The sequence below is a fragment of the Achromobacter sp. RTa genome (assembly GCF_000757485.1).
Taxonomy (GTDB): domain Bacteria; phylum Pseudomonadota; class Gammaproteobacteria; order Burkholderiales; family Burkholderiaceae_B; genus Achromobacter.
Map to the genome: position 1 here is coordinate 98,470 of NZ_JPYO01000002.1, position 21,841 is coordinate 120,310.

Genomic DNA, 21,841 nt, shown 5'->3' on the forward strand with positions numbered 1-21,841 from the left:
AGGCAGGCAGCCCCCCCAGCGCCCGGGATCCGCCGAGGAATGAGGCCACGCACGCCAGACGCCACGACGGTAATGAACCGCAAACGGCGCAAGGCGGGCTCGAAAGAGCCGGCGCTGCGAACAACGCAGGCGCGTGGTCTCTGCCGATTCACCAGTTTTACCCGTAGTACCGCCGCGCTGGGCAACCGCCCGGGGTGGCTTAATGCGGTGCAACATGCCCAATCGGGTTGCGACGACCACGGAAGCGACTATGACCAAATCCACCGGCAAATCCTCCTCTGCAATTGATGCGACCGAAACCGAGGCCAAGAAGGCCAAGCGCACGGTAAGCATGGCGGCGGAAAAAGCACCCGCCAAGACGGCGGTGAAGGTCGCCAAGCCCGCTGCCAAGACGGCCGCCAAGAAGGCGGCCAAGACTGCTGCCGGGGCTGACAAGCCAGAAAAGGTGACGAAGGCTCGCGCCAAGAAGGCCGAAGACAAGCTGGCCGACCTGGTCGGCAGCGCGCGCCCGGCGCCCAGCGGCCGCCGCCCGGGTCGTCCCGCGAAGAACGCCAACAACGATTCCGACGGTTTCGACGATACGATGGACGGCGAAGGCGAAGTCCTGCCCGACCTGAAGCCGCCGAAGCGCGGCGGCAAGCGCGGCAAGGCCGACCCCAAGGACCTGATCGCCCGCGGCCCCGTGAGCCCGGAAGAATACGAAGCCCGCCGCAACCGCCTGAAGCAGCTGATCAAGCTGGGCAAGGACCGCGGCTACCTGACGTACGGCGAAATCAACGATCACCTGCCCGACGACCTGGTCGACGCGGAAGCGATCGACGGCATCATCAGCACCTTCAGCGACATGGGCATCGCGGTCTACGACCAGGCCCCCGACGCCGAAACGCTGCTGATGAGCGAGAACGCGCCGGTCGCGTCCAATGACGACGACGTCGAAGACGAAGCCGAGGCCGCGCTGACCACCGTGGATTCCGACTTCGGCCGCACCACCGACCCCGTCCGCATGTACATGCGCGAAATGGGTTCGGTGGAACTGCTGACGCGCGAAGGCGAAATCGAAATCGCCAAGCGCATCGAAGACGGCCTGAAGCACATGGTCATGGCCATTTCGGCCTGCCCGACCACGATCAACGAGATCCTGGCCCATATCCTGCGCGTGCGCGAAGGCCAGGCGCAGATCGACGAAGTGGTTGACGGCCTGGTCGATCCGGAAGACGGCGAGGAATACGCCGGCGCCGGCGTGACCGCGGACGAAGACGAAAGCGACGACGGCCCCGCCGGCGGCATGTCCAGCAAGCAACTGGAAGACCTGCGCGTCAAGGCCCTGGCCAAGTTCGACGAAGTCGGCAAGCAGTTCGACAAGATGCGCCAGTCCTACGAAAAGGACGGCTACAAGTCGGACATCTACGTGCGCGCCCAGGAGTCCATCCAGAACGAACTGATGGGCATCCGCTTCACCGCCAAGATGGTCGAGAAGCTGGCCGACACGCTGCGCCAGCAGGTCGAGGAAGTGCGCCAGCTCGAGCGCGCCGTCCTGCATACGTGTGTGGACCGTGCCGGCATGCCGCGCACGCACTTCATCAAGGTCTTCCCGGGCAACGAGACGAACCTGCAGTGGGTCGTGGACGAAGTGGCCGCCGGCCATCCGTACGCGGAAACGCTGGAGCGCCAGATCCCCGCCGTGCAGGAACTGCAGCAGAAGCTCATCGACCTGCAAACGCGCGTCGTGCTGCCACTGAAGGACCTGAAGGACGTCAACAAGCGCATGGCCACCGGCGAAGCCAAGGCCCGCAAGGCCAAGCGTGAAATGACCGAGGCCAACCTGCGCCTGGTGATTTCCATCGCCAAGAAGTACACGAACCGCGGCCTGCAGTTCCTGGACCTGATCCAGGAAGGCAACATCGGCCTGATGAAGGCCGTGGACAAGTTCGAGTACCGCCGCGGCTACAAGTTCTCGACTTACGCGACGTGGTGGATCCGCCAGGCCATCACCCGTTCCATCGCCGACCAGGCGCGCACCATCCGTATCCCGGTCCACATGATCGAAACGATCAACAAGATGAACCGGATCAGCCGCCAGATCCTGCAGGAAACCGGCGCCGAGCCGGATCCCGCGACCCTGGCGCAGAAGATGGACATGCCGGAAGACAAGATCCGCAAGATCCTGAAGATCGCCAAGGAACCGATCTCCATGGAAACGCCCATCGGCGACGACGACGACTCGCACCTGGGCGATTTCATCGAAGACACGTCCACGCTGGCGCCTTCGGATGCGGCGTTGCACGGTTCGATGCGCGATGTGGTCAAGGAAGTGCTAGACTCTCTCACCCCGCGTGAAGCCAAGGTTCTGCGCATGCGTTTCGGTATCGAGATGAGCACCGACCAGACCTTGGAAGAAGTGGGCAAGCAGTTCGACGTCACGCGCGAACGCATCCGCCAAATAGAGGCGAAGGCGTTGCGCAAGCTGCGTCACCCCAGCCGGGCCGACAAGCTGAAGAGCTTCCTGGAAGGGCAGTAAGTTTTCCTGGGCCTCTAGCTCATGCCTGGTTAGAGCAGCGGACTCATAATCCGTTGGTGCCGAGTTCGACTCTCGGGGGGCCTACCAAGAAAGTCCTGTTAATTCAGGCACCTACAGCCGCCAGCAATGGCGGCTGTTTCTTTTTCGGCGTCTGCTGTGACCAAAACGTGACCGTTTCGGCGTGCGCGGCCATTCGCGCATGCGAGCTCGACGCATTCTCGCGCGGTGTCGCGCATCCAATCAGTGCCCGACCAGCCAATACAAACTATCGGACCAAACGATGATTGTCTCGGGGCGAATCGTCATAGAGTGGCATCAGGATATCCCGCGACGCCACACATGAATCAAATCATCAGGTTCAACGTTCCAAGTTCGAAGCTTTGTCCCGCATGCCTCGAGATTTGCGAGTGCACTCCAAAATCACGGCTCCATGCATCCTTGCAAAGGGTGCTGGGGCGAGTGCTCCCGTCTGGCTATCAGGAGCACTATCAATGCATGACCTGCGAGACCAAGTGGGTGCTTCCGTTTGATAGCCTGGGGTTCAATATGGGCTTCAGGCTGGAGCCCTACCAAGGGGCCGGGCCGGAGGACGCGCAGCCGGCCGCCGCGCTTGCGCGGGATGCCGCCAGATAGAGCACGCCGGGTTCCAGCGCGCGCTGACGTGTCGCACCCGATCCAGGCCGCTCGGTGATATCGGGCGGCTTTTCTTTGCGCCCCTCGCATTTGGGCCGCCACACGCCAGGAATTATTTGAAATAAACTGCGCATAATGGAAATAGGGCGCAGCGCCGCGGGCGCATCCGCTGCGCCTGTTCGGCCGGCCGGAGCTTGCGCGGCGCGGAATGGCCGTCAGGGCCCATGATCGCTAAAGGAATTGTCTTGTGCCAGGGGATGGAGTGAGCGACGATTTGCCGCGGCAGGGCCGACGGGGACGGCAAGCGTGGTCCATTGCGCGTCGGGCGACGCTAGGCCTGGCGGTGGCTTGGTTGGTGCTGGTGGCCGGCCTTGCTCGATGGCTGTCCCAGGAGGTCGTGGCATCACGGCTGAGCAGCCTGGCGGCCAGTGCCGAATACGAGGCCAAAATCACGGCGCGCGTCATGGACCGCTTGTTTACCGAGATGGTGAGCGTGGCGAACATGGTGGCGCGCCAGGGCCAGGTGATCCAGCTTGCCGTTCGATACCGCACCGATCCTCCCGGCGCCGCCGAGCTGACTCGGGAAGAGAGGGCCGAACTGTTCACGCGCGACCCGTTGGTGCGCAAAGTCGGCGACTTCATGAACCTGCTGGCCACCGATCTGCGATACGCCCGTATTTACATGAACAATATGTCCGACGATACGGTGACGGCCAGCAACTGGGCCGAGGACGACAGCATCGTGGGCATGATCTACTCGGGCCGGGCTTACCTTACCGACGCATTGCAAAACGGCAACGGCAGCTACTTCGGCATCGCCCGTCTCAACAAGAGCCCATCCTATTTCGTGGCCAGCCGTATCGAGGATGCGGACGATGTGCCGCAAGGCTCGGTAACCGTCAAGTTCGATGCGCCAGATGTCGCGCTATATCTGGCCGGGCGGCATATCGCATTGGTCGTGAATCGCCAGGGGCGAGTAACGACGGCCTCTTCCGCGCCCTTCATGCTGCGCAATGTGGCGGCGCTTCTGCCGCCAGATACGGTACTGCCTTCGGATGGAGACGAAGATCCGGGTGATCCGATGGATGTGCGCGCTATTGCGGATTCCAGCCACGCGGATCAATGGTTGATCGACGGCAAGCCGTATCTGGTGCGGCGCCAGCCGCTGTCGAATTCCCAGTATCAGTTGCTTGCGCTCGCCTCTTTGGACGAAGTGGCTCCGATGCGCAGGCAGCACATTCTGGCGGCCGCGCTGGTGGCCATGTTGGGCCTGGTCCTGATCTTTCTTTCCAGCCACGCGATGGGGCAACTGGTGATGCGCCGCCAGGACGAACGGCACGCGGCGAACCATGACGCATTGACCGGCTTGCTGAACCGGCGGGCTGTCCTGGCCGAGCTGGACCGCTATTTTTCCCCGGCGAAGCGGACGCAGCGGTCCGTGTTGGTCGCGTTTATCGACCTGGATGGGTTCAAGGCGATCAACGATACCTACGGGCACGACGTGGGCGACAAATTCTTGATCGAGGTGGGCCGGCGCCTGGCGGCCGGCCTGCGGGCAGGCGATATCCTGGGCCGATGGGGCGGAGACGAGTTCGTCGTAGTCGGGTTGGTGGCATCGTCCAGCGCCAATGATCCGGACGAAATTGTCGAAGCGATGCGCAAGCGGCTCGCGCCGCTGCTGAGCGGCACGTATACCTTTGACGAGTGCAGTTTTCACTATCAAGGCGCGAGCTTCGGCATCGTGAGCGCCGATCCGGCCGCCAGCTCACTGGAAACCGTGCTCAAGGACGCCGATCAGCTCATGTATGCCGACAAGCAGGCAAGGCGGGCGATGCAGATGGCATAGCGTGCGCGCCCGCCTGCCGAAAGGCGGGGAAGAGGGCGGGCGCGGGAGGGGCCAGGGCAACAGCCGCCATCAAGGGCGGCTGTTGCTCGCTTCGTTGGACGCGCGCTAATTGCGGCGGGCGGTCAACCACTTGCTGGACGGCAGCGGTTCGCTTGCGATCCGTATTTCGCCAATATTGCCGAAGAACCCGTCGGTGCGTTCTCCGTCCCAGGAGCCAGCGCCGACGACCCACGGCATGGCGGCCGCTACCGGAGCCAGGCCCGAGGCGTTGCCGGAATTCCGCAGGACGGGCGCGCCTTCGATATACATGATGCTTTCCTGCGCCACCGGATCGGCGACGAGCGCGATATGCACCCAGCTGTCGGCCATGATCTCGCCCGACCAGCTGGCCTGGGGAGAGCGGGTTCCGGCCTGCGGAGTGACCACCTCCCACTGGATCTCGCGGAGGCTGGACACCGCGAACAGCAGGGGCGGCGATTCGCCGTCGCCGCCGGAGTAGCCCGGGATGGCGTCGCGCCGGCCATCGCGCGTCATGATGTTCATCCAGGCATGCAGGCTGGAGCTCCAGTCCTTGTCGATCTTCACGAACGCCTCTACCGTGTAGCCCGTGCCCGCGAAGTCCATGGCGTTGAGCGGCGCGGCGGCGTCGGTCAGGAAGTAGCTGAGACGCTTGGCATTCTTGTCGGTGTTGGCAAAGCGCACCGAGCCGGGGGCGGCCGACAGGAAATGCTTGTCGTCGGTCCAGAGCAGGTCGCCCAGCTGCGCCGTCTGCACGCCGGTTTCAGAGTTCAGGGCGGCGCGGCGCAACGGGTTCATGCCGGCGCGGTCTTCGATGACATGGCCCGCGGCAACGGCCTGTCCGGCCGCGCCGCCTACGAAACGCCAGTGCGCCACGGTGCTGCCTACCCTCGGATAATCCTCGGTATCCGCGGGAGCGCGGGAAGCCTCCACTTCGGGTTCCGTATAGCCGGCAAGAATCATCGCGCTGGCGGCGTCGACCAGCGATGTCCTCAATTCGGCGCCGGGCCCGAATTTCTTGTTGAAGCCCGAGAAGCGCGAAGCAAAGTCCATATCGATGGAGAACTGTTCGTTCGGCGTCTTCAATACGGCCTGGTCGAACTGGGTCAGGGTGTCGCGTGGCTTCTGCACGACCCAGGGCGAGAACGACAGGACATGGATCTTGTTGTGGGTGAGATCGAACTCGTACAGGCGCATCAGGCCGTTTCCGCCCTGGTAGGCCATCTGATAATCCACGACCATCAGCTCGACCTTGTTTCCGAAGTCGTTGGTGCGCGTCCTGTGGGCGGCGCCATGGTGATGGCCGTTGAGTGTCAGGAAGATCTGGTCGTTGTCCCGGATCAGGCGCTCCCACAGCATGTTGCCGTATTCGGTGTCCAGCGGGCTGACGCCATCGCGGTCGATATTGAGAAGCTGGTGGTTGGTGAGGATGACGGGCAGGCCGGGGTTTTCGCTGATGATGCGGCGCGCCCAGGCGATGCCGTCGTCCGAGATGCGCCAGGAGAGCGACAGGACCATGAACTTCTGTCCTTCCGCCTCGAAGACGTGGTACTCGTGGAAGCCGCTGGCGTCCCGGCCGCCGAAGGTCGACATGCGCTTGGCGCGCGAGGCGTTGAACCATTGCAGATAGGGTTCGTTGCTAAGGTTGCGCTGGGCGTCGGTTCCGCTGGACTGGCTGGAGGAGTCCACGTATTCGAGCGATTGAAGCACGTCGTGGTTGCCGGCAAGGACCGAGTAGGGAACCTTGGCCGTTTCCAGGACCCGCATGGCCTGGTCGGCGACCTTCCACTGATCCGGCTTGCTCGCCTGGTCCACCACGTCGCCCAGATGCGCCACGAATGGAATGTTCAGCGCGGCGGCATTGGCGGCGATCCAGTATGTCTGGGCCATGAAGGGCTCGCTGCCGAACTTCCGGCTGTACTGGCTGTTCTCCGCCTGGGTGGCATAGCGGGAGTAGAACTGCGTGTCGGGCAGCACAGCCAATGCAAAGCGGGAGCCCTTGCTTGTATCTTCGGCGGGGCCGGGCTCCTGGGGCGTTTCGCCCGTGACGGGGGCGTCATCATCATCGTCGTCTCCGCCACCGCATGCGGTCAGCAGGCCGGCGCCAGGAATCAGGGCCACAGCCAGGCCGCCACGCAGGAAGGTGCGGCGCGTGGGCGCGCTCGGGGCGGCTGCGGTCGGCAAGCCCTTGGCTTCATCAAACTTCGACATTACAAAAACATCCTGATTGGACTCGGGGGCCTGCTTTATAGTTGGCGCCGGTGACGCAGCAATGACAGGCGCGGGAGCGCAATCCTCCACATGGGCGCGCAGGTCTGTCTCGGGATCGGGCGCGAGTGCAGGCCCGGTGAAACCGTACGGCGCCGAAAAGCGGGTAGGATTGCAGCACCCGCCCGGCTTGCCGGGGCGGCCAGGATAGATAACAAGAAAGGAGCGCTACATGCTTGACAGGTTTACGAAGCTGCGCCGGGCCGGAGCGGCCGCTGCAGTGCTTGGAGTCGCCAGCCTGCTGTTCGCGGGATGCACGACCACCACCACCCGATCGACGGCCACGGCCGCCGAGAAAAAGCAGGAACTGGACGCCGCGGCCAACGCCACGCTCTCCAAGCTCTATGAATCCTCGCCGCAGGCCAAGCAGTTGGTGGAGCAGGCGCGCGGCGTGCTGGTGTTTCCCGCCGTGCTGAGCGCGAGCTTCATCGTGGGCGCCCAGCACGGAACGGGCGTGCTGCGCGTGGAAGGTGCGGACAGCGGCTATTACAGCGTCACCGGGGGCTCCATCGGGTTGCAGGCCGGCGCTCAGTCCAAGGCCATGGTGCTTCTGTTCATGACGGACGGAGCGCTGGCCCAGTTCCGTAAAAGCAGCGGCTGGACGGTGGGAGCGGACGCCACCGTCGCCGTGGCCAATGTAGGCGTCAACGGCAGCATCGACACGAACACCGCGCAGCAGCCCATCGTCGGCTTCATTCTGAACAATGGCGGCCTCATGGCCGGCGTGTCGGTGGACGGCAGCAAGATCTCGCCGCTGCTCCTGTAGCCGGCCGCGCGGATTGGTGACGTTGGGGCGCCCATCGGGGCGCCCCAGGCATTTCTACAGGCCCATGGCCGTTTCCCAAGGCAGCTTGGGCGGCAAGGCCTCGGTCATCGCATCGACGAACGCGCGGATGCGCGGCGATAGATGGCGGTTGGGCAGGTAGACCAGCTGCACGGGCGTGCCCGGCGCGATCCAGTCCGTCAGGATGAGCTGGAGGCGTCCGTCCAGGACGGCGGACTCCGCGATGAAGCTGGCCATGCGCGCGATGCCCGCGCCGGCCACCACGGCGTCCAGGATGGCCTCGGGATGGTTCACGTTCAGGTTGCCGCCGGGCGTGATCGTGTAGCGCTCTTCCCCTTTCTGGAAATCCCATTCGTGGTAGCGGCCGGTCTGCCATTGGACGTAGGCCAGGCAGTTGTGCCGTTCGAGGTCGGCGGGCGTGGCCGGCGTGCCATGGGCCGCGAGATACGCGGGGCTTGCGCAGGTGACATAGCGCAGCCGCGAAAGGGTCTTGGCGATTACCCGCGAGTCCGCGGTGACGCCGATCCTGATGGTGGCGTCCAGCCCTTCTTCGGCCAGGTTGGGAACGCGGTCGCTGAAATCCGAGTTGATCGACAGGCCCGGATAGCGCGCCGTCAAGGACAGCAGGGCGGGCATGATGACCTTTCTTCCCATGCCGACGGGGGCATGCACGCGCAGCTTGCCGCGGGGCGTCAGGCTGGCGCCCGTTACCTCGGCTTCGGTGGCTTCGACCTCCAGCAGGATGAGGCGGCAGCGCTGCAGCAGGAGCTCGCCATCGTCGGTCAGCGACAGGCTGCGGGTGGTGCGGTTCAGCAGCTTCACCCCAAGCTTGCCCTCCAGCAAGGTAACGCTCTTGCTGACGGCGGCCGGCGATACGCCGAGCCGATGCGCGGCGGCGGTGAAGCTGCCGCTGTCCGCGACGCGCACGAAATTGAGGACATGCTTCAGATGGTCAATCAGTATGTACATGGCGATCGGGCTTGGGAGTCCACGCCATCTTAGCGATTCCGTCGCTGAAAGTTAAAGGTGATTTGCCCTAGGATCCGTTTATCTCCGGAATCCGCATCCCTACACTGGCCCGCAGTGCTGGACACAACAGGAGAAGAGGGTGGAGATGCGGAGCAATGCGAGGGCGGAGGCCGGGCCCGAGCAGGTTTACCTGGACGGGCTGGCTTCGGGCCGGTTCGAGATCCAACGCTGCACGGCTTGCAATCAGGCTGTTTTCTATCCGCGCTGCGTGTGCCCGCATTGCGGCGGCACTGCATTGGACTGGTTTGCTCCCTCGGGCAAGGGCGTGGTCTACGCCACCACCACCGTATACCGCAAGCCCGAGCAGGGCGGCGACTACAACGTGTGCCTAGTCGACCTTCAGGAAGGCGTGCGGATGATGAGCCAGGTCCGGTCGCTTGCGCCTGACCAGGTGCGGATCGGCATGCGGGTGGCGGCCCGCATCGCAATGGTGGGCGACGTCGCCCAAGTCGTTTTCGAACCATCGGAGGAGCTGGCATGACGCTGCGCGACTTGCGGGGCCGCGCGGCCATCGTCGGGGTGGGGCAGGCCGGGCTGGGACAGGCCCAGGGCTACACCGAGCAGGAGATTCTCACGCAGGCGGCGATGGCCGCGATCGCCGACGCCGGCCTTAGCCTCAGGGACATCGACGGGATCACCACCTGCAGTTCCCTGTCGACCATGTGGGGCATGTCGGTCGCCGAGTATCTCGGCATCCGTCCCACCTTCCTGGACAGCACCATGATCGGCGGGTCCAGCTATGTTGCGCATTTGCTGCCGGCGATGCATGCGCTGGCGTCCGGGCAATGCAACGCCGTGCTGGTGTGCTACGGCAGCACGCAGCGCACCGCCAAGTTCAACCGCGCCGATCTGACCCGGGTGCGGAAGGTCCTGGATCCGCAGCCCTACGAAACGCCGTATGACCCGCCCATGCCGGCGGCGGCCTACGCGCTGGCGGCAAGCCGCCACATGCATCAGTACGGCACGACGCGCAAGCAGCTGTCGGAGGTGGCCGTGGCGGCTCGCAAATGGGCGCAGCTGAACCCCGAAGCCACCATGAGGGATCCGCTTTCGCTGGAAGACGTGGCGGGCGCGCGCCCGGTCTGCGCTCCGTTCACGGTTCGCGATTGCTGCATGGTGAGCGATGGCGCGGGCGCGTTCGTCATGACCCGGTCGGACCGGGCGCGGGACTGTGCCAAGCAGCCGGTGTACGTGCTGGGTAACGCCACCGCGGTGTGGAACCGCCAGGTGTCGTCCATGCACGACCTGACGGTGACCGCCGCATTGGAATCGGGCAGGCGCTGCTACGAAATGGCCGGCGTGGGCGCGAAGGACATGGACCTGGCCATGCTGTATGACGCCTTCACGATCAACACGATCTTGTTCCTGGAGGACCTGGGCTTCTGCGGCAAGGGCGAGGGCGGGGCCTTCGTCGATGATGGCGCGATCGCGCCGGGCGGACGCCTGGCCGTCAATACCAACGGAGGCGGGCTGTCTTGCGTGCATCCGGGCATGTATGGGGTGTTCCTGATGGTAGAGGCGGTGCGGCAGCTGCGCGGCGAGTGCGGCGCGCGGCAAGTCAAGGATCCGGCCCTGGCGCTGGTGCACGGCAACGGCGGAACCTTGTCCAGCCAGTCCACCGCCATCCTCGGTACCCGGGACGCGCTGTAGCGGCCAACGATCCATTGCTTGGGGAAATCCATGTTGAACAAAATCGTGCCGTCCCTGGAGGCGGCGGTCGCGGGGGTGGCCGACGGCGCCACGCTGCTGATCGGCGGCTTCGGAGCGTCGGGCGTGCCGACGGAACTGCTGCAGGCGCTGCTTGAGACGGGCGCGCGCGAACTGACCATCGTCAACAACAACGCGGGCAACGGAGAGCAGGGTTTGAGCCAGCTGATCCGCGCCGGACGGGTCCGCAAGGTGATCTGTTCCTTCGCCCGCTCGTCGAATCCCAAAAAGCCGAACGCCGCCGCGTTCGGGGAGTGGTATGCGGCGGGCCGGATCGAGCTCGAGGTCGTGCCGCAAGGCACGCTGGCCGAGCGCCTGCGCGCGGCCGGCGCGGGGATCGGCCCCTTCTTTACGCCCACCGCCTATGGCACCCGCCTGGCGGAGGGCAAGGAAACCCGCAGCATCAATGGCCGCGGTTACGTGCTGGAAGATCCCTTGCCTGGCGACGTCGCGTTCGTGAAGGCACAGTGCGGCGATAGCGCGGGCAACCTGACCTACCGCTACGCCAGCCGCAATTTTGGGCCCGTGATGTGCATGGCCGCCCGGCTAGCCGTCGCCCAGGTCGATGAGATCGTGCCTTTGGGAACCCTGGCGCCCGAGCATGTGATGACGCCGGGAATCTTCGTGCAACGCCTCGTCGAGTGCCGCAATGCCAATTGAAACCTTATCGCGCGAACGCATGGCGCAGATCGTCGCCGCCGACATTCCGCCGGCATCCTACGTCAACTTGGGCATCGGCATGCCGACCCTGGTGGCGGACTACCTGTCGCCGGAGGCCGGTGTCGTCCTGCACAGCGAGAACGGCATCCTGGGCATGCGAGGCCTGGCGCCGGGCCAGGAAATCGACGGAGACCTGCTCAACGCCAGCAAGGACCCGGTGGCCCTGGATGTGGGAGCGTCCATCACCGACCACGTCGTGTCGTTTTCCATGATGCGGGGCGGCCATATCGACCTGACCGTACTGGGCGCGTTCCAGGTCTCGGCCGACGGCGACCTGGCCAACTGGGATACCGGGCGCGAGGACTCGATTCCCGCGGTGGGCGGCGCCATGGACCTGGTGGCGGGCGCCAAGCGCATCTTCGTGATGATGCAGCACGTGGACCGGGACGGCCGGCCGAAGATCGTGCCGCAATGCACTTATCCGCTTACCGGCAAGGCCGTGGTCGACCGGATCTACAGCGACCTGGCCATCATCGACGTGACGCCGGACGGCCTGCGCGTGAAGGCGATGGCGCGGGGGCTGGATTTCGCCGCGCTGCAGGAGCGGACCGCCGTGGCCTTGACGCTGGACGATGCATGGATCGAATTGGCGCCCTGAGCCGACAGGCGGGCGCCGCTATTGGAGGCGGTAATGAGTTGGACTCATGAGTTGGAAGAGTTGGAGCGCCGCAGGGAGTATTCCCTGCGCATGGGCGGTCCGGAAAAGATAAAGCGCCAGCACGACGCGGGAAAACTGGACATCCGCCAGCGCGTCGAACGGCTGGTCGACGAAGGTTCTTTCCTGGAAGTGGGCGGGCTGGCGGGCAGCGGCGAGTACGACGAGCAGGGCCGGCTCACGAACGTGGTGCCGTCGAACGTGATCATGGGGCGCGCCACGCTGGACCGTAAGAACGTCGTGGTGGTGGGCGACGACTTCACCGTGCGGGGCGGGGCGAACGATGGAGCCGTCGGCGACAAGATGATGTTCGCCGAACAGATGGCGTACGACTTGCGCATCCCGCTGGTGCGCCTGATCGACGGCACCGGCGGCGGCGGGTCGGTCAAGAACATCGAGAAAATGGGGCACGCTCTGCTGCCCAAGATGAAGATCTGGCCCTATGTGGCGCGCAACCTGACCCAGGTGCCGGTGGTGTCGCTGGCGCTGGGCTCGGTGGCGGGCCAGGGCGCGGCGCGGGTTGCGGGCAGTCATTATTCGGTGATGGTGAAGGACACGTCGCAGCTGTTCATCGCCGGGCCGCCAGTGGTGGCCAAGATCGGCCAGCATCTGAGCAAGAACGAGCTGGGCGGAAGCGCCATCCACACGCGCAACGGCGTGGTGGACGACGAGGTGGATTCCGAGGACGACGCATTTCGCGCCGCCCGCCGCTTCCTGTCCTATCTGCCGCCCTCGGTATACGAGCTGGCGCCGCGGGGCGCGATTCCCGCCGCCGCGGCGGACCAGGAATGGCTGCGCACGGCCATTCCCAAGGACACGCGCAAGGTCTACAAGATCAGGCCCATACTGGAAACCCTGTTCGATCCCGGCAGCCTGTTCGAGATCGGGCGGCACTGGGGCAAGGCGATCGTCGGCGGCCTGGCGCGGATCGACGGGTGGCCGGTGCTGTTCGCAGCCAGCAATCCCTACCATTACGGCGGCGGCTGGGACCGGCATACCGCCGAGAAATTCATCCGCCTGGTGGACTTGGCCGAGGCCTTCCATCTGCCGGTCGTGAACCTGGTGGACATCGCGGGTTTCCAGATTGGCCTGGAGGCGGAGAAGGACGGCGTGATGCGCGCCGGCGTGCGCGCGCTGACCGCTGTTTCGCAATCGACGGTGCCGTGGTTCTCGCTCATCATGCGGCGCGCCTTCGGGGTTGCCGCGGGCGGACATCAGAACTCCAGCCGCTTCAATTTCCGTTATGCCTGGCCCTCGGCCCAGTGGGGGTCGCTGCCTATCGAGGGCGGCCTGGAAGTGGCATACCGCTCGGAGATCGAAGCGTCCAGCGACCCCGAGGCCAAGCGCGCGGAAATCGAAGCCAGGGTGCGCAGCCTGACGTCGCCGTTCCGCAGCGCCGAGGCCTTCGTGATCGAGGACATCATCGATCCGGCAGCCACGCGCGCGCGGCTGGTGGAGTTTGCCAACCTGGCCGCGCCGCTGCGCCAGCCGGGCCAGGTGAACACCGGATTCCGGCCATGAGACGCCAACCATGAAGAAAATACTGATCGCCAACCGCGGGGCTGCCGCCGCGCGCGTCCTGCGCGCCGTGAAGGCGCTGGGCCTGCAGTCCGTCGTGGTGCATTCCGAGGCCGACGCGGATCTGCCCTATGTGCGGCAGGCCGACGAAAGCGTCTGCATCGGTCCGGCCCCTGCCCGCGACAGCTATCTCAACCAGGACGCGCTGCTCGGCGTCATGGCGCGCTGCGGCGCCGACGCGCTGCACCCGGGCTATGGATTCCTTTCGGAGAACGCGGAGTTCGCCCGCCGTGTCGAGGCTGCCGGGCATTGCTTCATCGGGCCGTCCGCCAAGTGGATCGACGCCCTGGGCAACAAGGCCGCGGCGCGCGCGCTGATGCAGCGGCATGGGCTGCCTGCGGGCGGCAGCACGGGCGTTCTGCCGGGAGACGACATGGCCGCCGTCTGCCGCGCGGCCGAGGCGCTGGGTTTTCCGGTCCTGATCAAACCGGCGGGAGGAGGCGGCGGCATAGGCATGGTCCCAGCCGAGGACGCCCAGTCCTTGCCGGCTTGCTGGGAACGCGCCAGGGGCATGGCTGAAAAGGCGTTCGGCGACGCGTCCCTTTATCTGGAACGGTTCATCAAGGCGCCCAGGCATATCGAATTCCAGTTCCTGGCGGACCGCTACGGAAACGTGCTGTCTCTCTTCGAGCGGGATTGCTCCACGCAGCGCCGCTACCAGAAGGTGATCGAGGAGGCGCCCGCGCCCGCGATCGACCGCAAGGCCGTCGCGGACATGGCGGGCAGGCTGTCGGCGATTCTGGGCGAGATCGGCTACGACGTCATCGGCACCGTGGAGATGCTCTATACGCCAGAAAGCGGCTTTTCGTTCCTGGAGGTCAATACCCGCCTGCAGGTCGAGCATGCCATTTCCGAGGCGGTCACGGGCGTGGACATCGTGCAGGCTCAGATCCGCCTGGCCGCGGGCGAGACGCTGTCCTCCGTGGTTGGGCGGAAGCCGGCTTTGGCGGGGCATGCCATCGAGGCGCGCGTGTGCGCGGAGGATCCGGTGCGCTTCCTGCCGTCGCCCGGCGTGCTGAAAGTCTTCGATCTGCCGGACGCGGCGCCGGGCCTGCGGATAGAGACCGGCTATGCGGCGGGCAACCGGGTTTCCAGCCACTACGATCCCATGGTCGCGAAGATCATTGCGCACGCCGATACCCGCGAAGACGCCACGCGGGCTCTGATCGACGCGCTGGATGCCACGCGGGTGGAAGGCATCAAGACCAATATCCCGATGATCCTGCAGGTGCTGCGGTCCGAGCGGTTCGGGGCGGGCGCCATGACCGTGGATGGTCTGCAGGCATTGATCTCAACACAGGCATCGAAGGAGCGAGCATGAAGAAGATTGTGTCTAGCGTGGCGGGCCGCATCGTGGCTTGTTGCGTGGAAGAGGGCGCGCAAGTCGCGACGGGCGACGAGGCGTTCAAGGTCGAGTCCATGAAAATGGAGATTCCCGTCGAAAGTGAAGCAAACGGCCGTATCGCCAGGGTCCTGGTGGCGGTCGGAGACGAGGTGGGAGAGGGGCAAGAGCTCGCATTGCTGGATTGAAGCGGGCCGCTCCAAGAAAAACCGACAACGAGCGAGGAGACAATGTTCAATACAAACCATAGCGACGCGTCCGCATCCCAGGCGCGAAACAAATCACTGAAGGCCTGGGCGGCGCTGGGCCTGGCCGCCCTCTTGGGCACCGCGAACGTGGCCGCGGCCCAAGGCGCGCAGGGCTATCCAAGCAAACCGGTCACCATCAGCGTTCCGTTCTCCGCCGGCGGCACGACGGACATCCTGGCGCGCGTGATCGGCCAGCGCCTGGGCGAGCGTTGGGGCGTGTCCGTGGTGGTCGAAAACAAGCCGGGGGCGGGCGGCAACATCGGCACCGCGCAGGTGGCGCGCGCCGCGCCCGACGGCTACACGCTGGTGATGGGCACGATCGGCACGCACGCCATCAATCCCAGCCTGTACAAATCCATGCCCTATGACGCCATCAAGGACTTCGCGCCGATCACCCGCACGGCCATGGTGCCCAACGCCCTGGTGGTGCCCAAGGATGCGCCGTACAACACCGTCAAGGAGCTGGTCGCCTACGGCAAGAGCCATCCCGGCAAACTCACCTTCGGCTCGTCCGGTCACGGAAGCACGCTGCACATGTCGGGCGAGACCTTCAAGATGATGACCGGCGTCGATATGGTGCACGTTCCGTACAAAGGCAGCACTCCCGCAGTGACCGACTTGCTGGGCGGGCAGATATCGATGATTTTCGACAATCTGCCCTCGGCGCTGCCGCACATCAAGGCCGGCCGCCTGAAGGTGCTGGCGGTGACCTCGGCCCAGCGCAGCGAGCAGCTTCCGGATGTGCCGACGGTGGCGGAGGCCGGGGTCCCCGGCTACGAAGTCGTTTCGTGGTTCGGCCTGTGGGCGCCCGCCAAGACGCCCGACGCCGTCGTCACGGAAATCAACAAGCAAGTGGTCGACATCATCCGGACGCCCGACATGCAGAAGCAGATCCGGGACCAGGGGGCGGTGCCGCAGCCGGATTCGCCCGCCGAGTTCGCGGCGTTCATCGCCAGCGAGAGCAAGAAGTGGGCCGAGGTGGTGCGCCGCGCCAACGTAACGACCGAGTAAGACAACGATGTTTGCAGCCGGGGCCGTCGGGGATTCCGGCGGACCGGCTCTCAGGAGACTCAGGCATGGAACGCATGATGGAAGGCAAAGTGGTGGTGGTGACCGGCGCCGGCGGAGGCATCGGCCGGGAGATCGCGTTGCAGCTGGCCGCGGAGGGCGCGAAGGTGGTGGTCAACGACATCGGCGTTGCGCTCAATGGCGACAACCTTTCCGTTGACGAAGCGCCCGTGGCGCCGGCCGACGGCGTCGTCGCCGAGATTCGCGCGGCCGGCGGCACGGCGGTCGCCAATTTCGATTCGGTGGCAACGCACGCGTCGGCCAACGCCATCATCCAATGCGCCATGGACGAATTCGGCCGCATCGACGGCGTGGTCAATAACGCGGGTAATCTGCGCGACCGTTCGTTCCACAAAATGAGCGAAGACGAGTGGCGCTCGGTGATCGCGGTCCATCTGGACGGCACGTTCTTCGTCAGCCGGTCGGCCGCCGCGCACTTCCGCGAGCAGGAGGGCGGGGCGATGGTCCACATGACCTCGACCTCCGGGCTTATCGGCAACTACGGCCAGGCCAACTACGGCGCGGCCAAGCTGGGCATCGTGGCCCTGTCCAAGATGATCGCGCTGGACATGGGCCGGTACAACGTGCGCTCCAACTGCATCGCGCCGTCCGCCTGGAGCCGCATGACCAGCTCCATTCCCACCGACACGCCGCAGCAGCGGGACCGCGTCGAAAAGCTCAAGAAGATGGAGGCGGGCAAGATCGCGCCGATGGCCGTGTATTTGCTCAGCGATGCGGCGCGCGAGGTGAGCGGGCAGATATTCGCCGTGCGTGCCAACGAGATCATGCTGATGAGCCAGCCGCGCCCGTTGCGCTCCGTGCACTACAGCGAAGGCTGGACGCCGCAGCGCATCGCGGAGGTCGCCATTCCTGCGATGCAGAAGCATTTCTATCCGCTTGAGCGCTCCCCCGATGTGATGAGCTGGGATCCCATCTGATCCCGCGACGCTTGCCGCGCAATCGATTTACAGGCAACAGGAAGGGAGGGCGCCATGCGCTTGAGTCATGAGCAACTGCTGAACTACGAGCTGCCGGAGGTTCGGCAGCAGTACACCGCGCGCGATACGATGCTGTACGCGTTGTCGGTCGGCCTGGGCCAGGATCCCCTGGACCTCCACGACCTGGCATACGTGGGCAGGCAGCACGACCCGCAGGCTCTGCCCTGGATGGCCGTGGTGCTGGGGTATCCGGGCTTCTGGCTGAAGGCGCCGGAGATCGGGGCCGATACGGTCAGGCTGCTGCACGGCGAGCAGGGGATGGAGCTTTTCCATCCGCTGCCGCCCGCAGGCGAGCTGATAGGCAAGACCCGCGTCGTCGAGGTAGTGGACAAGGGCGAGAAGGGGCTGCTGCTGTACTCGGAGAAGTCGCTGACGGAAGCGGATTCGGGGCGGCTCATCGCGCGAACCTCGGCGACGCATGTGCTGCGCGGCGACGGCGGCATGCCTGGCGCCGGACGACAGGCGCGTCCCGCGCATGCCATGCCGGCGTGCGCGCCGCATTGGAGCGTGCTGCTGAATACCCGGCCCGAGCAGGCGCTGATCTACCGGCTGAACGGCGACTACAACCCGCTGCATAGCGACCCCGAGGTCGCGCGGGCGGCGGGTTTTCCCCGCCCCATCCTGCATGGCATGTGCACCTTCGGCATGGTGGCCCATGCCGTGTCCCGGCAGCTGCTGCCGGACGCGGGCGGCTCCCTGCGCTCGCTTTCCTTGCGGTTTTCGGGCCCGGTTTTTCCGGGCGAGACGCTCCAGGTGGAAGTCTGGAGGGACGGATCCTTCCGGGCGCGGGTCGTCGAACGAGAGACCGTGGTCATCGACAATGGGCTGATGCGCGTGGGGTGAGCGAGGCGTTCGCCATAAAAGGCGGTAGCCGCGCTGGTGTACCGGGTGGCGGAGTGAACGTTTTTTCGTCCGTAGCCTTTTTCCCCGTATTGCGGGGACGGGAGCAAGGACGGGTCGAATTATTTCGTCGGCCTAATAAGCCGCTTATTTCGTGGGAATTTTGCCACCTAGAAAAGAATGATAATTATTCTATATTGAGGAACGATGATCGTATGAGATGGCCAGGCGATTTCCCGCTTAAGCATTAATTCCCTCGACTCAATGAGCCCGCTTTTTGCGGGCTTTTGTTTGCCAAGAGGTTCAGCCTCACGCGCTCGGATGAGCCTCTTAATTCTGAGCAGCAGGATGCCGTAAAACGCTTGAATACTCAGTTCGTCCCGGTTCCCGGGCTATCGGCTTTCGCCACGACGGCGAGGAGGTTGTATGCGCAATACCAGTACGCAGGGCAGGGAAGAGACGAGGCGCTGGCCCGGTGATTTTTCTCCCAAGCATTAGCTGACTGGGTTTTGGGTGCGCAGCGGCGTGATTGCGTTCTGGCGGGTTCGGCCTGCTCATCCAAGAGGACTAGTCGCAAATGCTCTATAGAGAAGGGTGGATTCATGAGAGCATAGGATACAAACGCGCATATCCTACCTTCGCGCGTGCATGGGAGGCCTGCCATGAGTGAAACCCGCCCCTCGTCCGACGGTAAGCACAACGACTCGGGCAAACCGGTTAAGCCGGATCGCTCGCAGGAAGAACATGCGCCCGACGGGAAGTCTAAGCAAGACCAACCCCGTCCGATGCGGTGGCCGGAGGATTTTCCTGCCAAGCATTGAGGATTCTATCGAGCGTATCGCCTGCATGAGCCGGAAATAGGGCACTAAGCGGAGCGTTTCGATTATTTTCTTGTCGTCTACACGATCCATAATGGGTGAACCGGTGCCAGATGGTATCGGTTCACCCACAAATATGACCCTTGCCTAGAGTCCCGGATGGCTCCGTTCGGCGCAAATGATAAATTTTTGCGTTTTGACCCAATGACTTTCGAGCAAAGCGCTGATTCGCGACGCTCCAATGGGCATACGGGGCACACCTTAACGCTTACCCGGGGGCCAATCGAAAGCCGCGGCCAACGTCGTGCCGATCGACTCTGTGATGCCACTTGGTTCCGCAAACCATGCAGCGGTACTTGTCAATGCGTCCGCCGGCTTCGCGTGCCAGTATGGGATTGCTGTGCGCGGCGGCAGAGTCTAGAAATTGGAGTGTCGCGTGAGGTTCGGTCCTGGGGCGGCAACTGGCCAATACGTGGCAAGGGTCGCATAACCCGACTTCGAGAGGCGCTTCTTTTGTGACGCTCGTGTATCCGTTCACGGAATGAAAGGGTTCTGGGCGCTGCATACAAGTTATCTCCAGCCGACGGATGGCTAAGACACGCTCAATGCGCCACGGCCTACGCCGAGGAACATTGAGCGTGATCGTCGCTTAGGCTGCCTTTTGCCAGTAGGTGTAGGTTCGCAGGACGTGCAGTTCGATCGCGATTGCGCCTTCGAGCAAGGCCGCGGGGATACGAGCAGCACCGCCAGTCCAGCGCATGCTTACGCCATGAACGTCTTGCTGTTCGTGCAGGCCCTCCAGCGCGGGATGCTGCAGATCGATGTCATGGCGGCCAGAAGACGTTTCCACCACGATTCTCGACACCCCAACGCCGACGGTGCGGAGGTCGCGCCGGGCATGCGTGGTCGTATCACGCACGACTGCCGAACGTGATGCGATGATCACGTCGTCGAGCACCGGCGTTGGCAACTCGAAACGGACCGGCCCTTCGTTCGTCTGGCTGGCCGAATGGATCGTGCGGCCGCCGAGTTGAAGATGCAGACCTGTCTCGGTTACCCGGCGGGCGCCGGTGAGCTTTTCTGCACGTTGGAGGATGGACTTGCGCAGCGCCTCGACGACAGGCCCGGAACGCACGACTTCAATGCCTTCGATCTGCGGGCGGCCATCGGCTGGGCCGAAATCGGGATTCATTGCAACGCTTGTGGCGTTTTCAAACATGTTGCGATTGCCCGTATCGACGTATGACTCGGCTGCGGCTCCTTCGGCAATCAGAATGTCAAAGTGATCGAGTTCGATGTGGAAGTATTCGAAGGAGGTACGGTCGAATTCCTGCGTAACGGTCTGGCCATTGACCAGCAACATCGCTGGCACCAGCTTGCCGTCGAAGTACATATGGTGGCCCGGCGAAACATACAGATCGCGCTTGGGCACATTGAGCGCCAGCGAGCCGGCAGCGAAACGAACGGGGTAGGCACGAATTGCGTCAGAAGCCTTGATGCGGCTGCTGTTCAGCTTGCGATGGCCAACCCACTTCACTGTGGCAACGCCGCCTCGGGCCGTAATTACGCGATCGCCAGCCTGGATATCTTCCACGAGCTTTTCGCCATCGACCGTGGCAATCCGCGTGCCGCGAAGGTAGCAGGCGAACGTGACGTTGCCGGCAGCGTCGATGCTGAAAGTCGCTCCGGGAGGGTAGTCAGTGATCTGGAACGATGCAAGATTCGTGGTGATGGGGATGGGGCCGCTCGTTACATACTGAACCTGCAGCACGCCGGTGGCTTCGTTGAACACAACGTTATTGCCCACGGTGTTCGCGCCGATGAGATTGTCTTTCTCGACAATCAGTTGGTCGCCGTTCTTCAATCCGGATATCGTCGGAAAGCTGGAAAGGTTGAGGTCAACCGTCGGCATGATGACTTTCAGCGTGCCGGTGCCGTTCGCATCGAAGTTGATCTTCGTGTTTTCCAGCAAGGAGACATCCAACAATTCCCCTCCGTATTGGAGGGATGAGTCGGCACCGATGTTGTAGGTAATGGCATTGGCTGCAGTCACGCCTGCTACGCCTGTGACAACCACGTTTGCTCCGTTTACCGCGCTGACGGTGTTGGATTGCAAGACCCCGGCGCCAATCGTGGCATTCAGCGAAATATCTACGCCGTCGATTATCAAGTCGCTATTTCCCAAAAGCTGGGCATTAACTATGTCGTCAGTGGGCGCATTTGCCGAGTTAATGGTTTCAGTGGAGTTCGCTCCGACAGAAATATTAAGGGCCATGATTTTCCTAGAATTTTTTGCGTAAAAGTCCCCCTCCAGGCGTAGAAACGCTTGGATTTTTTTGGGGCACGAAAGGGAGGTGCTACGTAACAGTAGCTAGTGACGGGGTGCTAGTAGCAGACGGGCGGCATTGACTTTCTCCCATGTGGAAAGTTGCGCGGATGGCAGGCGCCCAGAAACGAGGGCTCAAGTAACTGTCGATAAACCGCAGTTACTCGAGGCAATTATTGATGAAGCTCAATTACGGATTTATAGGGATAACCCTTATGAAAAAAAATCCTAATATATTCTGCAATAATTTTTCCAAACAGTTTCAAAATTCACGATCGGGCAAAATTTAAAGATACTAAATGTAAATAAAAAGTCATAACAATGCTAAATGGCCAGAATAATTTACAAAAAAAGACTATCCGGCCAAAATAAATCGTAATATTTCTAATTATTGCAGCTTTGTTTTATAACGAAATATAACGATAAAAAGAATGCTGCGGCGCGG

At 63.6% G+C, this 21,841-nt stretch carries 16 protein-coding genes and 1 tRNA gene; 14 read left to right on the top strand and 3 right to left on the bottom strand.

The genetic code is table 11. The annotated features are described in order from the left end of the window. The first annotated feature begins 250 nt into the window (after positions 1-250). The 3 genes from rpoD (at position 251) to JL37_RS01450 (ending at position 4,997) form a co-directional block, all read left to right on the top strand. A complete protein-coding gene (gene rpoD, locus JL37_RS01440; RefSeq protein ID WP_043541475.1) occupies positions 251-2,518 on the top strand; it encodes an RNA polymerase sigma factor RpoD in 2,268 nt (755 codons plus the stop codon). Positions 2,519-2,526: 8 nt separating this feature from the next. Further along, positions 2,527-2,605, top strand: a tRNA-Ile gene (locus tag JL37_RS01445). An 808-nt stretch (positions 2,606-3,413) separates the two neighbouring features. Next, positions 3,414-4,997, top strand: a complete 1,584-nt coding sequence (locus tag JL37_RS01450) for a sensor domain-containing diguanylate cyclase (protein ID WP_043541476.1) — start codon at positions 3,414-3,416, stop codon at positions 4,995-4,997. A gap of 105 nt (positions 4,998-5,102) precedes the next feature. Here JL37_RS01450 and JL37_RS01455 read toward each other — a convergent pair whose 3' ends face one another. Then, positions 5,103-7,226 carry a LamG-like jellyroll fold domain-containing protein gene (locus tag JL37_RS01455; protein ID WP_043541477.1) on the bottom strand — a complete coding sequence of 708 codons (2,124 nt, stop codon included), beginning with the start codon at positions 7,224-7,226 and terminating at the stop codon, positions 5,103-5,105. Positions 7,227-7,455: 229 nt separating this feature from the next. Between JL37_RS01455 and JL37_RS01460 the strand changes: the two genes are divergently transcribed. Continuing rightward, positions 7,456-8,049: a YSC84-related protein gene (locus JL37_RS01460; RefSeq protein WP_043541478.1), complete on the top strand. Its 594-nt coding sequence runs from the start codon at positions 7,456-7,458 to the stop codon at positions 8,047-8,049. A gap of 54 nt (positions 8,050-8,103) precedes the next feature. Here JL37_RS01460 and JL37_RS01465 read toward each other — a convergent pair whose 3' ends face one another. Continuing rightward, positions 8,104-9,036, bottom strand: coding sequence for a LysR family transcriptional regulator (locus JL37_RS01465; protein WP_043541479.1), 933 nt, complete (start codon positions 9,034-9,036; stop codon positions 8,104-8,106). A 145-nt stretch (positions 9,037-9,181) separates the two neighbouring features. On the opposite strand from JL37_RS01465, the gene JL37_RS01470 reads away from it, so the two are divergent. From JL37_RS01470 to JL37_RS01515, 10 genes are all read left to right on the top strand, one after another. Beyond that, a complete protein-coding gene (locus JL37_RS01470; RefSeq protein ID WP_043541534.1) occupies positions 9,182-9,577 on the top strand; it encodes a Zn-ribbon domain-containing OB-fold protein in 396 nt (131 codons plus the stop codon). Next, the gene (locus JL37_RS01475; protein WP_043541480.1) at positions 9,574-10,746 is read left to right on the top strand and encodes a thiolase; all 1,173 of its coding nucleotides are present in this window, start codon (positions 9,574-9,576) and stop codon (positions 10,744-10,746) included. Before JL37_RS01470 ends, JL37_RS01475 begins: the two co-directional genes overlap by 4 nt. A gap of 30 nt (positions 10,747-10,776) precedes the next feature. Further along, the gene (locus JL37_RS01480; protein ID WP_043541481.1) at positions 10,777-11,463 is read left to right on the top strand and encodes a 3-oxoacid CoA-transferase subunit A; all 687 of its coding nucleotides are present in this window, start codon (positions 10,777-10,779) and stop codon (positions 11,461-11,463) included. Next, the gene (locus JL37_RS01485; protein ID WP_043541482.1) at positions 11,453-12,121 is read left to right on the top strand and encodes a 3-oxoacid CoA-transferase subunit B; all 669 of its coding nucleotides are present in this window, start codon (positions 11,453-11,455) and stop codon (positions 12,119-12,121) included. Before JL37_RS01480 ends, JL37_RS01485 begins: the two co-directional genes overlap by 11 nt. Before the next feature lie 33 nt (positions 12,122-12,154). Beyond that, on the top strand, positions 12,155-13,699 hold the full coding sequence (locus tag JL37_RS01490) for an acyl-CoA carboxylase subunit beta (protein WP_043541483.1): 1,545 nt from the start codon (positions 12,155-12,157) through the stop codon (positions 13,697-13,699). 10 nt (positions 13,700-13,709) lie between these two features. After that, complete coding sequence (locus JL37_RS01495; protein WP_043541484.1) at positions 13,710-15,077, top strand: acetyl/propionyl/methylcrotonyl-CoA carboxylase subunit alpha; 1,368 nt, start codon at positions 13,710-13,712, stop codon at positions 15,075-15,077. After that, positions 15,074-15,286, top strand: coding sequence for an acetyl-CoA carboxylase biotin carboxyl carrier protein subunit (locus JL37_RS01500; RefSeq protein ID WP_043541486.1), 213 nt, complete (start codon positions 15,074-15,076; stop codon positions 15,284-15,286). The genes JL37_RS01495 and JL37_RS01500 overlap by 4 nt, the downstream gene beginning before the upstream one ends. Positions 15,287-15,328: 42 nt before the next feature. Further along, positions 15,329-16,357 carry a tripartite tricarboxylate transporter substrate binding protein gene (locus tag JL37_RS01505; protein WP_043541488.1) on the top strand — a complete coding sequence of 343 codons (1,029 nt, stop codon included), beginning with the start codon at positions 15,329-15,331 and terminating at the stop codon, positions 16,355-16,357. A gap of 65 nt (positions 16,358-16,422) precedes the next feature. Beyond that, on the top strand, positions 16,423-17,352 hold the full coding sequence (locus JL37_RS01510) for an SDR family oxidoreductase (protein WP_043541489.1): 930 nt from the start codon (positions 16,423-16,425) through the stop codon (positions 17,350-17,352). A 54-nt stretch (positions 17,353-17,406) separates the two neighbouring features. Next, positions 17,407-18,255 carry a MaoC/PaaZ C-terminal domain-containing protein gene (locus JL37_RS01515; protein WP_043541492.1) on the top strand — a complete coding sequence of 283 codons (849 nt, stop codon included), beginning with the start codon at positions 17,407-17,409 and terminating at the stop codon, positions 18,253-18,255. A gap of 1,464 nt (positions 18,256-19,719) precedes the next feature. Here the strand turns inward: JL37_RS01515 and JL37_RS29665 are convergent. Beyond that, positions 19,720-21,345, bottom strand: a complete 1,626-nt coding sequence (locus JL37_RS29665; protein ID WP_081954943.1) for a Hint domain-containing protein — start codon at positions 21,343-21,345, stop codon at positions 19,720-19,722. Between the last annotated feature and the right edge of the window lie 496 nt (positions 21,346-21,841).